Annotated in this window: 14 protein-coding genes; 8 read left to right on the plus strand and 6 right to left on the minus strand. The window is 37.3% G+C overall.

What is annotated here, in order from left to right; translation table 11 throughout:
* The first annotated feature begins 15 nt into the window (after positions 1 to 15).
* Positions 16 to 1,668, plus strand: a complete 1,653-nt coding sequence (locus HHO41_RS05880) for an FMN-binding glutamate synthase family protein (RefSeq protein WP_169096426.1) — start codon at positions 16 to 18, stop codon at positions 1,666 to 1,668.
* A gap of 67 nt (positions 1,669 to 1,735) precedes the next feature.
* On the plus strand, positions 1,736 to 2,140 hold the full coding sequence (locus HHO41_RS05885) for a GNAT family N-acetyltransferase (protein ID WP_169096428.1): 405 nt from the start codon (positions 1,736 to 1,738) through the stop codon (positions 2,138 to 2,140).
* A 72-nt stretch (positions 2,141 to 2,212) separates the two neighbouring features.
* Here the strand turns inward: HHO41_RS05885 and HHO41_RS05890 are convergent, their stop codons facing one another.
* Positions 2,213 to 3,595 (minus strand): L-cystine transporter, encoded by a 1,383-nt coding sequence (locus HHO41_RS05890; protein WP_169096430.1) that lies wholly within the window; start codon positions 3,593 to 3,595, stop codon positions 2,213 to 2,215.
* Between the two features lie 145 nt (positions 3,596 to 3,740).
* Here HHO41_RS05890 and HHO41_RS05895 point away from each other — a divergent pair, with 145 nt between their 5' ends.
* A complete protein-coding gene (locus tag HHO41_RS05895) occupies positions 3,741 to 4,103 on the plus strand; it encodes a Na-translocating system protein MpsC family protein (protein ID WP_169096432.1) in 363 nt (120 codons plus the stop codon).
* A 325-nt stretch (positions 4,104 to 4,428) separates the two neighbouring features.
* Positions 4,429 to 4,824 carry a VOC family protein gene (locus HHO41_RS05900; protein ID WP_169096434.1) on the plus strand — a complete coding sequence of 132 codons (396 nt, stop codon included), beginning with the start codon at positions 4,429 to 4,431 and terminating at the stop codon, positions 4,822 to 4,824.
* Between the two features lie 120 nt (positions 4,825 to 4,944).
* On the opposite strand, the gene HHO41_RS05905 is transcribed toward HHO41_RS05900, so the two are convergent.
* The 4 genes from HHO41_RS05905 to HHO41_RS05920 all read right to left on the minus strand — a co-directional run bounded on the left by HHO41_RS05905 (position 4,945) and on the right by HHO41_RS05920 (position 8,293).
* Complete coding sequence (locus HHO41_RS05905) at positions 4,945 to 5,703, minus strand: ABC transporter permease (RefSeq protein WP_169096436.1); 759 nt, start codon at positions 5,701 to 5,703, stop codon at positions 4,945 to 4,947.
* A 105-nt stretch (positions 5,704 to 5,808) separates the two neighbouring features.
* Positions 5,809 to 6,789 (minus strand): ABC transporter substrate-binding protein, encoded by a 981-nt coding sequence (locus tag HHO41_RS05910; protein WP_169096438.1) that lies wholly within the window; start codon positions 6,787 to 6,789, stop codon positions 5,809 to 5,811.
* A gap of 47 nt (positions 6,790 to 6,836) precedes the next feature.
* The gene (locus tag HHO41_RS05915) at positions 6,837 to 7,631 is read right to left on the minus strand and encodes an ABC transporter ATP-binding protein (protein ID WP_169096440.1); all 795 of its coding nucleotides are present in this window, start codon (positions 7,629 to 7,631) and stop codon (positions 6,837 to 6,839) included.
* Positions 7,632 to 7,840: 209 nt separating this feature from the next.
* Entirely contained in the window at positions 7,841 to 8,293 is a 453-nt protein-coding gene (locus HHO41_RS05920; RefSeq protein WP_169096442.1) for a winged helix-turn-helix transcriptional regulator, read from the minus strand.
* 131 nt (positions 8,294 to 8,424) lie between these two features.
* Here HHO41_RS05920 and HHO41_RS05925 point away from each other — a divergent pair, with 131 nt between their 5' ends.
* The gene (locus tag HHO41_RS05925; protein WP_169096444.1) at positions 8,425 to 8,961 is read left to right on the plus strand and encodes a DUF4242 domain-containing protein; all 537 of its coding nucleotides are present in this window, start codon (positions 8,425 to 8,427) and stop codon (positions 8,959 to 8,961) included.
* A 207-nt stretch (positions 8,962 to 9,168) separates the two neighbouring features.
* Positions 9,169 to 10,224: an acyl-CoA dehydrogenase family protein gene (locus HHO41_RS05930; protein ID WP_169096446.1), complete on the plus strand. Its 1,056-nt coding sequence runs from the start codon at positions 9,169 to 9,171 to the stop codon at positions 10,222 to 10,224.
* A gap of 115 nt (positions 10,225 to 10,339) precedes the next feature.
* Here the strand turns inward: HHO41_RS05930 and HHO41_RS05935 are convergent, their stop codons facing one another.
* The gene (locus HHO41_RS05935) at positions 10,340 to 11,824 is read right to left on the minus strand and encodes a DHA2 family efflux MFS transporter permease subunit (RefSeq protein WP_169096448.1); all 1,485 of its coding nucleotides are present in this window, start codon (positions 11,822 to 11,824) and stop codon (positions 10,340 to 10,342) included.
* A gap of 190 nt (positions 11,825 to 12,014) precedes the next feature.
* On the opposite strand from HHO41_RS05935, the gene HHO41_RS05940 reads away from it, so the two are divergent.
* Both HHO41_RS05940 and sstT read left to right on the plus strand, forming a co-directional pair.
* Positions 12,015 to 12,584 carry a TetR/AcrR family transcriptional regulator gene (locus HHO41_RS05940; RefSeq protein ID WP_169096450.1) on the plus strand — a complete coding sequence of 190 codons (570 nt, stop codon included), beginning with the start codon at positions 12,015 to 12,017 and terminating at the stop codon, positions 12,582 to 12,584.
* Between the two features lie 256 nt (positions 12,585 to 12,840).
* The gene (gene sstT / locus HHO41_RS05945; RefSeq protein WP_169096452.1) at positions 12,841 to 14,079 is read left to right on the plus strand and encodes a serine/threonine transporter SstT; all 1,239 of its coding nucleotides are present in this window, start codon (positions 12,841 to 12,843) and stop codon (positions 14,077 to 14,079) included.
* Positions 14,080 to 14,241: the final 162 nt, after the last annotated feature.

Raw genomic sequence — 14,241 nt, forward strand, 5'->3', positions numbered from 1 at the left:
GAGAGGGGATATAATATGGAATTGTTAAGCTCAATTGTAATCATGGTTCTGGCGCTTGTTTTGACAGTGGTGCTAGGGATAGTTGGCTATCTTTTTATGTTGTATCGGAAAACCTATCGAATGGACGTCAGGCAACAGCAGCATGCAATTAGAAGAAATTATCCTGTTGTTAGTAGAATTAGATATTTTATGGAGCAAATTGCTCCGGAAATTAAGCAATATATTTTAGATGAAGACCATGAAGGGAAGCCATTTTCACGCCTTGATTTTCAACAAATTGTTAAGTTGGCGAAGTATGGAAAAAACATCATTTCATTTGGAAGTAAGCGAGATTTTGATCAGCCTAACCAATTTTATCTGCGAAATGCATTCTTTGCGAAACAGTTAACAGAATTAGAAGCAGATAATACGGAATTGGTAAAAACGAATGTCTATGTTGAGGCACCAACTGAAAAACACAATATGTTGACGCAATATCAAGAATTATTTTTTCCGAAGAATGAAAAATTCATAGAAAAAGAGATTAAACCTTGGCTTTATAAAGATGAAGAAGCCATCGTCATTGGGGAACATTCCTGTCAGGATCCGTTTGTATTGAAAAGCCCAATTGGGATGTCTGGAATGTCTTATGGAGCATTAGGTGAAAATGCAATCGAAGCGCTTGGTTTAGGACTAAAAGATGCGAAATCGTTCATGAATACTGGAGAAGGCGGCATATCTCCATATCATTTAAAAAGCGGAGTGGATATTATTGCTCAGATTGGTCCAGCGAAGTTTGGCTTTCGAAATCAGGATGGAAGCTTTTCGTGGGAGGAGCTCCATAAAAAAGCGCAAATACCTCAAGTAAAAGCATTTGAATTAAAATTGGGACAAGGGGCGAAAATCCGCGGTGGTCATCTCGAGGGATCGAAGGTTACGCCTGTAATTGCGGAAATTCGTGGCGTCGAGCCATGGAAAACGATCAATTCTGCGAACCGGTTTGATGAGTTTTATGATTTTGATTCGATGTTTGATTTTATCGAAAGAATCCGTGAAGTATCAGGGAAGCCTGTTGGAATTAAGATGGTTGTTGGCGGACATGATACGTTTGAGGAGTTTGTGCAATATATGGCTGCTCATCATCGTTTTCCGGATTATATCGCGATTGATGGAGGAGAAGGAGGAACTGGCGCGACTTACCAGGCAATGGCTGATTCCGTTGGGTTACCAATTAAGCCTGCGTTAATGATTGCTCAGGAATTGTTATTGAGTTACGGAATTCGTGAGCAACTGAAAATATTTGCAAGCGGTAAATTATTCTCCCCTGATAGAATTGCGATTGCATTAGCAATGGGGGCGGATGTGGTAGTTGTTGCTAGAGGGCTTATGATTTCAGCTGGCTGTATTAGCGCGGGAGTTTGTGCGACTGGAAATTGCCCTGTTGGCGTGGCGACAACTAACCCAAAACTGCAAAAAGCTCTGGTCGTGGAAGAAAAGCGTTATCGGGTCACAAATTACGTGACGACGCTAAGAGAGGAGCTATTTGCCTTATCAGCATCTGCGGGGCTTACTTCACCAAGACAACTAGAGCCGAAGCATGTAGTCTATGTGGATGGTCATTTTCATGTGGTTAATCTAACGGATTTGCCAAAATATGAAACAAAGAAACAGAAAGTGCTAATTTCATAACACAATTATCACAAAGATAAATCGACAAAATTCGGGCGGTGCCTGGCACCCAGAAAGGATTGGCTGGATGGAGATTAGTTTTAGTGCACCGACAGCACAGGAATATATCTCATTACGAGATAGAGCAGGTATGTCATCAAAAACTATTAGTAAAAGTGAAATTGCGCTGAAGAATTCACTCTTCTTAGTATCATTAAGAGAGCAGGATCAGTTGATTGGTTTTGGTAGAGTTGTTGGGGACCAAGGGATTACCTATATTGTTTCTGATATTATGGTAGACCCTGATTATCAGCGTAGGGGATACGGAAAGTTAATCATGAAGGAAATTGATGCGTATTTAGAGGAGAATACAGATGACTCAGCATTTGTGTGTCTGATTGCTGACAAACCTGCGGATAAGCTTTACACTCAATTTGGTTTTGACTATACAGAACCTAAATCCTGTGGGATGAGAAGAATCAAACAAACATAAATTAAAAAAGGGTTCTATGAAGGTTATTCATAGGACCCTTTAGTATTTAGTACTCTATATGATGATAAACTCTTAAGCTTCAACAATAGTTGGTTGTTGGAAAGTTTCAGTCTCCAATTCTCCTGTTACTTTACTTGTAATAACCCCTGATGTCATAGCACCACTAACATTTAAAGCAGTACGACCCATATCGATTAATGGTTCAACAGAGATGAGCAATCCAACAATGGCAATTGGTAGGTTCATAACAGATAAAACGATTAAGGCTGCAAATGTTGCTCCTCCACCGACTCCGGCAACACCAAATGAACTAATTGCTACCACAAGGATAAGGGTTGCAATAAAGGATGGGCTGGTTGGATCGATTCCTGCAGTTGGAGCGACCATTACCGCTAACATCGCCGGATAAATTCCTGCACATCCATTTTGGCCGATTGACAGTCCAAATGAACCAGCGAAGTTTGCTATCCCTTCAGATACACCAAAATCTTTAGTTTGTGTTTTGATTGTTAATGGTAAGGTTCCAGCACTCGAGCGTGATGTAAAAGCAAATGTTAAAGTTGGTAATCCTTTTTTAACGAAATTCATTGGATTTAGTTTCACCAATGTAATTAATAATAAATGAACAATAAACATTGCAATTAAAGCCACATATGAAGCAACAACGAACTTACCTAGTTTCATTATGGCTTCATAATCACTTGTTGCGGCAACTTTCGTAATGATAGCCAAAATGCCATATGGTGTTAAACGAAGAATTAGCGTAACGATTCTCATGGTTATGGAGTACAAAGTATCGATAATCTTACCAAACAGTTCTGCATGTTCAGGTTCTTTGCGTTTGACTCCAAGGAAGGCAACGCCAATAAAAGCTGCAAAGATAACCACGGCGATGGTTGAAGTTGGACGTGCACCTGTTAAATCAGAAAATGGGTTACTAGGGAACATCTGGACGATTTGCTGCGGTACTGTCATGGTTTCGACAGTGACAACTTTTTCTTCGAGTTCGGCATTCCGTGTGTTTTCTGCATCACCTGCAGTCAACTGAATACCATCTAGACCAAAACCTAAGGCAGAACCAATTCCAATTGCTGCGGAAATGGCAGTTGTTCCAAGTAATATTCCGATAACAAGAAAACTTATTTTACCAATATTTTTAGTGAGTTTTAATTTAGTAAAAGCTCCAACGATTGAAATAAAAACAAGCGGCATAACAATCATTTGTAATAGTTTCACATATCCTGATCCAACGATGCTAAACCAATCGATTGTTGTGGTTGTAATCTCAGATGTTGTACCATAAAGTAGATGAATAATATATCCAAATACTAAACCTAAACCTAATGCTATGAAAACACGTTTTGAAAATGACACGTGCTTTTTTTGCATGATGAACAAACCAATCATTAATAATAATAGGATTGCAACATTCACGATGATAAGAATGGTGTTCATTTTATTTCATCCCTCAATTCTATTTGTTATGTTGATATAATAATATAATTAATCCTATTAGTCAAGTCGGATTAAAAGATTCAAAACATTCGACAAAATTCGGGTGGTGCCTGGCACTAAAGTGGCACTTTAGAGGAGTAGGACGATGAGTAGAACAAAAGGTGCGATTGAGGCTGATATTAGTAAGGCGATTACACATTGGGAGAAGGATTTTCTCGGACGGGGTTCTATATCAGTGAAGACGGATATTTTGCGTGATATGATTATTGTGACTTTAAGAGGAATCCTTACACCGGCAGAATATGCTGTTTGCCAAACGAAGGATGGCATTCTGATGATAAAACGGGTTCGCGCTGAAATGGTAGAATTGGGATTAGACGATTTAAAAAACATTATCCTTCACTTAACTGGTCAAGAATTAAAAAGCTTTTATACTGATCTAAGTACTACCACTGGAGAAAGAGTCATGGTATTTAGATTACTCACCGATTATGAGAAAAGCATTTAAAGATCTGTTTGTCGTTATGATTAATTATTTAAAAAATATAAGCTTTGGTTGCTAACGTAAACACTTCATCATCGTTGGTCTACTGTTCTAAAATTCAAAACATAGTTACACTTTCTATGACGATTGCTGTATTTGCATTCTTAACGATGTTCGTGAAAGAACCTAAGAATTTAGCTGGAAAAAGATTTCTCAGGGAGAAAATAGTTGGATGAAGTTTTTCGAATAATGTATACCTTACCATATTCTTCACAATAATAGAGAGGACTTTGCTTTATTATGCTGAATAATAGTATTAGTTATATCATTTCAATTTTAGGAGGTTAATATGGGAAGATTAATTCATTTTGAAATTCATGTAGATGATATGGAGCGGGCTAAGAAGTTTTATGGCGAGGTATTTGGTTGGACTTTTCAGGATTGGACTGATTATGCGGGAATGCCTTACTTTGGTGCAGTAACAGGAGATGAAGGGCAACCAGGAATTAATGGTGCATTGATGCAACGTCAAGGTCCGCCACCTGAAGCGGGTCAGGCTATGAATGGATATGCTTGTACGATGGGTATAGGTGACTATGATGCAACGGAAGCGAAAATCCTTGCTAATGGGGGGAAAGTTGCGCACCCCAAACATGCTTTGCCTGGCATGGCTTGGCAAGGCTACTATCTAGATACCGAAGGAAATATCTTCGGAATCCATCAGCCTGATGAAAATGCTAAATAAATTAAATATTCAAAGAAAAGCTGTCCCATCACATCATGAGACAGCTTTTTAATTGAAATGATTCGACAAATTTCGGGTGGTGACAGGCACCACCTATGGCACCACCTTTGATGCCACTCTTCAGTTTCTTCCCCAAATGCGGTTGATCCATTGTTCGAACAGGCCGACAGCTTTGTCGAGTAATAATCCTGCTACGCCTATAAAGATAATCCCTGCCATGACAAGATCTAGTCTCATTGAATTCCTTGAATCAACGATCAAATAACCAAGTCCGGATTGTGTTCCGACCATCTCACCGGCTACTAGGAATATCCAGGAAGTCCCTACTGCAATATGGAGGCCATTTGCAATGTAGGGAAAAGCTGCAGGAAAAATAATTTTACGTAAGAGCTGAAAACCCTTAATTTCAAAGTTCTGAGCAACCTTCAAATAGGTGATATCGACTTTTCTAACAGCAGTAACCGTCGAAAGCAATACGGGAAAAAAGGCTGCAATAAAAATAATCACGATAGCTGGCATATTACCAATACCAAACCATAGGACAATAAACGGTGACCAGGCAATCGGTGAAACGGGTCGTAGCACTTGCACAATTGGATCAATAATTCCCCAGATTAATGGAAGTCTACCAAAAATCAGCCCTAAAATGATTGCAGCCACAACTGCTGAAATATATCCAGCTAAAAAACGGAGAATACTCACTTGAAAATGTTCTAATAGAGTACCATCTTTGATGATTGAAAGTATTCCATCCCATACTTGTAAGGGTGCTGGAAAAAGTGCAGCATCATATTTCCCAATGACAATAGCCGCATGCCACACGGCTATTAAAATAATGAAGCTAAGGCAGACATTTATGATGTTTTTTAATTTTTGCATCTTATCACATCGCTTTTTTGCGGATTACTGAGAAAATCACAATGAGGCTCCGCTTTGGATATTTTTAAATACACATTTTTTATAGAAACAAAATATGAATTACACTTATTTACCATTTGCTTTATCGAATAGAGAATTGTCTACAAAATCTTTAAATGCTGGTGGATTTTCTTGTAATCCCATCTCGGTAAGATTATTGGTTAACTCTTTGTAGTCTGCCTCATGAATTTTTAAATCATCGTAAACAATCCATTGAAAGGATAAGTCTAAGACCTTTTTATCTGCTTTCATGTATTTTCCTGACATTTCAAGAGTTTGTTCATCTTTTTGCTCAGCAGACTTTCCAGCTTGAACATAATAGTTCACTAATTCTTGAGCAGCTTTTCTTTCTTTGTCAATGAAATCGCCGCGTAATACTAATGCACAGTCGATAGAATTTTTCCAAATATCTTGATCCTGATATAGGACTTTCCCATTCTTAAGTGCCACAGAAGCAGCGCCAAAAGGTTCAGCAACAACATATCCTGATATTCTACCTTCAGCTAAAGCTGCTGGCATTTCGGCAGGGGGTAGCTCAATTACGTTTACGTCAGTGTATTTTAGGTTATTTTGTTTAAGCATTTGATTAAGCAAAATATTATGTGTCGAGAATTTATGAGGAATAGCAAAGTTTTTTTTCTTTAAATCTTCTACGCTACTAATATCATTTCCGACAACAATAACATTCCCGTCTCGATGACCTAGAGCGACTGCTTTTAAATCAATGCCTTGCTCTTTTGCCTTCATTGCAAGGGTAACTAGCATCGAGGCACCGTCAATATTCCCAGTGTTCAAAGCATCAACAAGTTCTGGCCACGATCCGAATTTGACAAGTTCAAGATTGATATTTTTGTATTTTGCTTGTTCCTTTTCAATATATAATGGGACAGCATGTGTAATAGGTATATAACCAATTTTTATGGTCTTTTTTTCCTCGTTGACATTGCTTGTGGCCTTATCACTTTTACCTGATCCGCAGGCGGCCAAAGCAAGCAGTAGTAAGGCAGTTATTAAAAGCAAAACCCCTGATTTCATAATCCTTTTCATAAAAACTCTCCTTTTTCCTTTTGTATTTAAGTGATGACTTTTAAAAATTAAATATTATATTCCAATGGTGCAGTTGTATGGTTGAAATGGAATTCGTTAAAAATGATCTGACGATAATGTTGAAAATCAGAGTGACTTCGATCCCTTGGCTTTGCAAGAGAGATGTTTAACTCATTATGTATCTGTCCAGGATTTGGATGCATAATAATAATTCGATCTGACAAATATATAGCTTCGTCAATATCATGGGTGACTAACACAATTGTCGCTTTTTCTTGGCTCTGGATTCGAAGCAGTTCATCCTGTAAATAATATCGATTGAATGTATCAAGTGCCGCAAACGGTTCGTCCATTAAGATTAATTCGGGCTGCATGGCAAGTGCTCTGGCAATCCCGACCCTTTGTTGCATTCCCCCGGAAAGTTCAACAGGAAAAAGGGCTTCTTTTCCAGATAATCCAACTAAGTTCACGTAGTGTAACGCCTTTTCTTTGCGTTCTGAAGAAGTTAGGGTTAAACCCTCCAAACCTAATTCAACATTTTTAAGTACTGACCGCCAAGGCAGTAAGCCATAATTTTGAAACAGCATAATGCATTTCCGATTAGGATGATTAACTAACTTACCATCAAGTAAAACTTGACCACTATCAGCCTTTTCAAAACCAGCAAGAATGTTTAATAGAGTACTTTTACCACAGCCACTTTCACCTAATATTGAAATGATTTCCCCCTGATGAATATTAAAAGAGATATCGTTTAGCACAGGGATGGATTGTTTCTTATTTGTAAAACTTTTATAAACTTTATCAATAATAATCTTCGTTTGAGGATATTGGATATTCATAATTTCACCTCTCTTGCAATGATTGGAAAATGTAAAAGATATCAAACTTGTGATTACAAATTAAATAATTCTTATGAGAATACTATGTTTTATTTGTAAGTCATTTTATTATACTTTGTTATTTTTTTCAATCTTAAATGTTAAAAAATTTTAATTATTTATTAAATTTAAAAAATGCTACCTGTTTATGGACGAAAAAAAGGCGGAAACTAATTGTCCCCGACCTTTTTCAACTCATGTTCAATTGGAATGACACTAATATTTTCAACTAGTTCCCCGGTTTTTTTATTGTAATAAGTAATTCCAACTTCCTCACCAGTGGTTGAATCAACTAGTTTTTTATAACAATTTTCCAAATGGCTGCTGCCCCAAATAACGAGAGAATTAAAGACATCCTCCAATTCTGCACCACTCTTTGTTAGCGTATAACGGTAGCGGGGTGGGTGATCGGAATATAGTTCTGATTTTACCAAACCTTCATCCTCTAAATATTTCAGGCGTTCTGATAGCAGGTTTGAAGAAATACCATTTAGTCCTTTCTTCATTTCATTGAATTGTGTATGCCCGATGAATATTTCATGAATCACCAATAAAGTCCATCGGTCACCAATAATATTGAGCGATTGTGCAATATTGCAAGGCAAATTGTATCTAGGCTTCATGCTTTAATTCCTCCATTGTTTTTTATTATTTTACCATATAAAAAATAATTTAACTAACTAGGTTGATTTTTTTAACTAAGTAAAATAAAATAACCTTAAAGTTGAAAGTTAAACGAAATGAGGGACTAATAATGGGATTATATTTAATTGAATCGTCATTAAAAGAAATCGTATCAAGCAAAGAAGAAGTAAATCAGAAAGTGACCGAACTACAAGCTCAGCTGAAAGAAATACAATCAGCGCTAATTGAACTTCAAGTATCAAAGGATTTCTCACGTGCGTTCTTCATCGTTGAAGGCGAAGACCAAGGTATTGTAACTAACACCTTAACTGCTTCTGGAATTCCGATTGAATTGGTAAAAGAAGTACGTCTTGTTGGTAAAGAATTGACAGATGTGAAGCGAAATAATGATGTAGTGAATTATTTAGTTGAATGGAATATTCCAGCAAATATTACAATGGACCAATATTTAGCAAGAAAGAAAAAGAACTCAGTTCATTATCAAGAGGTTCCGGAAGTAACATTTTCAAGAACTTATGTGTGCGAAGATATGACGAAGTGCTTGTGCTTCTATGATGCACCAGACGAAGCAGCTATCAAACGGGCTCGTGAAGCAGTGCAAACACCAATTGATGCCATAACAGAAATTCTTCCAACAGAAAAATAATAGATACAAAACAAAGCAATAAATCAGAATGTGGTTTATTGCTATTTTTTTACATAAAAGATTCATAGTTGTTTTTTTAAAAATAAAAAATATTCTGTTGTATTTTTTGTAATTATGGAATAAAATACCTAAAAAACCAAGTAATTTTATCGGAAAATACAAATTTATCGTGTTAACCAATATAAACTGAATTTTGGGGTGGTACTTATGAATATTAATACCGAAGAAAAAAAGTTGATACTTGAAAAATTAATTGAAGAGGACTTAAAGCCTTATATAAAGAAAATTGATGCTGGAGAGTATTATGCCGAGAGCTTTATCAGAAAAGTTCTTGAATCTGGATTACTATCTTCTGCTAATAAATCTCAACAGGAGACCTTAGTTACCGAGTTTAGTGTGGTTGAAGAGACAGCTAAAACATGTATGACTACTGCATTTTGCATTTGGTGCCACCTCGCTGCTTTAACTTATGTACGGGAAACGAAGAACGAAACTCTGAAACAACAGCTTCTGCCAAAGTTGGAAAAGGGAGAAATCATTGGCGGTACTGCATTATCCAATCCAATGAAATATTATGCAGGTCTTGAAAAACTATATTTGAGTGCCGAACTGACGGAAGGGGGATATTTGATTTCAGGTGTCTTTCCTGCTGTTTCTAATCTTGGCGAAAATCATTTATTCGGAATTATTGCTGGCGTGAGTGAGTCCAAGCAAATTATGGGTATTGTCTCTTGTAATGCCGAAGGTTTAACATTAAAAGAAAAAGCTGATTACCTTGGTGCTAATGGGAGTGCAACATATTCATGCACGTTTGATAAGGTGTTTGTATCTGATGAATGGATTCTGTCTGAAAACGCAGCAAGCTTTGCAGAACAGATTCGTCCTGCATTTATTGCCTATCAAATACCGCTTGGCTTGGGCGTCGTGCAAGCTTCAATTGCATTAATTGAAAAAATAAGTCAGAGACAAAATGGCTGCAATCGTTATCTAAAGACACAAGCATGCGACCTACGAACACCAGCACAGGAATTACGAAAGCAATTCATTAACATATTCAATTCTGAATCAATCAATTGGAAGGAAATAGCTGAAGTTCGACTTAAAACAGCATACTTAACTCTTGAAGCAGTCCAAGCGAACATGCTTCATCATGGGAGTGCAGGTTATTTGAAAGATTGTGAACCATCACGTAAGCTTCGTGAAGCATACTTCTATGCAAATTTAACACCAACAATAAAGCATCTAGAAAAAATACTACAATAAAGACTCAATCGGCTCAGAAACACCTCATTTCCTAAAAATGAGAAATTGGTATATTGAAAAAAGCTCAAACCTTGTTCCTATAGGTTTGAGCTTTTGGTCATTATGCTTATTAATTCTATTGTTCTTCTGCGTGATTAAGATTTCCTCGTTCTGCTGGTGCCTGCCTTTGTTTTGAGTCAGCCTTCTTACCAGCCATAAAAAACGTCACCACTAAGGCGAGAATCGCCATGATCGTTGAAAAGAAGAAAGCGTCATTCATCCCAAGAATGGAGGCATCCAAAAGCAATTGTGCTTTGGAAGATATCGCTCCTTCATGCATGAGAGTCGTTGCATGTTCTGTTGAACTATTTGTAAAAATCGTAATGACTAGGGCTGTTCCGATTGCACCTGCTAATTGACGCACCGTATTGTTTACAGCTGAGCCATGAGCGTTCATTTGTTTTGGCAGTGCATTAAGTCCGGCAGCACTAAGCGGCATCGTCATACAGCTTAAGCCGATTCGCAGTATAATCGTCCGGACCATCAAATATGTGAAACTAGTTGTTTCAGTTAAGTGCGTTACTCCCCACATTGACGGAATAATCAAGATTAGGCCAATTAGTGCTAAAGGTTTAGCACCTACTTTATCAAAAAGACGCCCTGACAATGGTGACATAAGTGCATTGATTAATGCCCCCGGCAGTAACAGTAAGCCTGTTTCGAGGACAGAGTAGCCCCGAGCTGTTTGTAAATAAATTGGTAGCAGAATCATATCCCCGTACATCACCATCATCACGAATGTACTAACAATGGTGGTAATGGTAAAAACCTTGTTTTTAAAGACGCGGATGTCCAATAACGGATCAGTTGACGTAAGTTGGCGCCAACAGAAAAGGACTAGGAAAATGGCTCCACCGATTAAATAACTTAGAACAACAGTACTTCCCCAGCCCTTACTCCCTGCGCTGCTAAATCCATATAAGATTCCACCAAAGCCAATCGTAGAAAGGATTATACTAGTGATATCAAGCTTTGCTTTTGATGTCTCAGATACATTTACCAAGAATTTTAATGATAACAAAATAACGATAAAAATGAGTGGTGACATGCCGATGAATAACCACCGCCAAGAGAGGCTTTCAATGACGAACCCTGCCAGCGTTGGACCAATTGCTGGTGCAAATATCATAACAAGACCGATCGTTCCCATTGCAGTGCCACGGCCCTCTTCCGGAAAAATTACGAGCACGACCGTCATCAATAAAGGCATGATAATTCCAGCGCCAGCTGCTTGAATCATCCGCCCAATCAATAAAACGGTGAAGGTAGGCGCAACTGCATTTAAAAGCGTACCAATTAACAGCAAAACCATGGAGCTGAGGAAAAGCTGCCTCGTCGTAAAACGTTTCATTAAATAGGCTGTTGCAGGAACTAAAATACCATTTACGAGCATAAAGCCGGTTGACAGCCATTGGATTGTCGAGGGTGACACATCAAATAGCTTCATTAGGTCCGGCAATGCAACATTCAATAATGTCTGGTTTAGGACAGAAAGAAATGAGCCTAACAGCAGTACGGTGAGAAGCAGTTTTTTATTTATGGTTTGTTTTGATAGATTCATAATCTAAAAACACATTCCTTCCTTTTTTCAGTTAATTGACACTTAGTCGTTTAATTGATAACGTGTTATTAAATACTATCACGTTAGCTTTGTTCATAGCCATTTACAATTTAATGGCATATGTTAACTAATCGACATTTTTGGGTAGTTTGTTGAAAAAATAATAAAAAATAGACGAAGGAATGAGAAAATGTCTAAAAGTAAAGATACGAAGGTAGACCCCCGAATAAAACGGACAAGAAGAATGTTTAAAGAAGCGCTCATTTCATTAATTTTAGAAAACAACGACACTAGTAAACTCACTGTTCAAAATATAGCCGATCGTGCAGAACTCAATCGTGCGACCTTCTACCTTCATTATCAAGATATTCAAGATTTAATGGAGCAAATGTTAGCCGAAATTCTAGATGAACTAAATGAAACAATGAAATACCCAGCTCAAATAAAAGCAGATCAAGTAATGATACGAGATCAAAGTCCGAAAAACCGACTAATTGCATTTATAGAACACTTTTATCGGAACGCAGATCTTTATCATGTATTACTTGAAAATAAAGATTTCCGGCAACGGGTTTTTGGAATTTTATTAGAAATTATCTCCTTTTGGGCGGAGTATAAAAAATCCAAAAATCAATCGTTTAAGGTACCTAATGAAGTCCTGGCAGCTTCTACACTTGGGATTGTTTCATGGTGGATTCAAGCAGGGACGCCATACAGCTCAAGCTATTTAGCAAACCAAATCATACTTATGGCAAAATAAAACTCAATTACCTTACAATATATGGAAATAACATAAAAACAAAAGCAGTCAGCTTACATCATTTAAAAAATGAAGTGGGCTGATTGCTTTTGTTTATTAGCTCGAAAATATTGTTATTGTAATATATCAAAAGATTCATTATAATGCTAGAGAAGGACAGTTGTATTTTTAGGGTGGATTCCAAGAAGGTAATCCCCTACCGAATTAAGCAATTATTCATTCATGAAGAAATAAAACTAGTGGGGGATCAATTTTTATGAAGGAAATGTTAAGAAAGTGGAATCAAATAAGCCTGGTTAAACAGATCATTGTCGGTTTAATCATTGGAATTATCTTGGCTGTGACAATCCCAGATTCTGCAAAGCCAGTCGTAATTTTTGGAACATTATTCGTTGGAGCATTGAAAGCTGTCGCACCAATATTAGTATTATTCTTAGTTATGTCAGCAATTGCCCAGCATAAACAAGGAAACAAAACGAATATGAAAACGATTGTTGTTTTATATTTGTTAGGCACCTTTTTAGCAGGCTTTATTGCAGTTATTGCTAGTTTTATGTTCCCTGTTGGGTTAACCCTTACAAAGGGTGTAGAGGGAGTAACGGCTCCCGGTGGGGTAGTAGAGGTCTTAAAGACTTTGTTGCTCAATGTTGTAGATAACCCGGTTAAGGCAATTTTCAACGCGAATTATATTGGTATTTTAGCGTGGGCAGTAGTTCTTGGCTTTACACTAAAAAATGCTGCTGAATCAACCAAAACTTTAATTACAAATTTTTCAGATGCCGTTTCAAAAATCGTTACTTGGGTCATCAAATTTGCTCCATTAGGAATTATGGGACTTGTATTTGAATCGATAACAGCAAACGGATTGGAATCTTTATTAAGCTATGGAAAATTACTTGCTGTCTTGATCGGTTGTATGTTATTCGTGGCACTTGTGGTAAATCCAATTATTGTATACGTTGTAATGCGTCAAAATCCATTCCCATTAACATTAAAATGTTTAAGGGAAAGTGGAATCACAGCATTCTTTACTCGTAGCTCAGCATCAAACATTCCTGTTAATATGAAACTATGTGAAAAATTAGGATTGAATAAGGATGCATATTCTGTCTCAATTCCATTAGGTGCAACAGTTAATATGGCAGGAGCGGCAGTTACGATTTCTGTTTTAACGCTAGCTGCAGTTCATACATTGGGAATCGAGGTTGATATTCCAACTGCATTTATCTTGAGTGTACTTTCTGCCATTTGTGCTTGCGGTGCATCAGGAGTTGCCGGCGGTTCGTTATTATTGATTCCACTAGCATGTAGCTTATTTGGAATCCCAGATGATGTGGCTATGCAAGTAGTAGGAGTGGGCTTTATTATCGGTGTATTGCAAGATTCATTTGAAACAGCGCTTAACTCATCAACAGATGTTCTGTTTACAGCTGCAGCGGAATATAGAGAATGGCGCAAGCAAGGGAAAGAAATTAGTATTAACAAAGTAGCTTAATAAGGTATTCGTCGAAATATTTTTTAGAAATGCACCTCACTGAGATTTTGAGGTGCATTTTTCATTGTTTAGGAAATTATAAAATTCTCGACTTGTGGATAACTGTTCGATACACTGTTCGTATAAATCCTTAGGGGAATGGATATGGGTAAACAAAAGAGC

The sequence above is a fragment of the Bacillus sp. DNRA2 genome, from assembly GCF_012843265.1.
Lineage (GTDB): Bacteria > Bacillota > Bacilli > Bacillales > Cytobacillaceae > Bacillus_BU.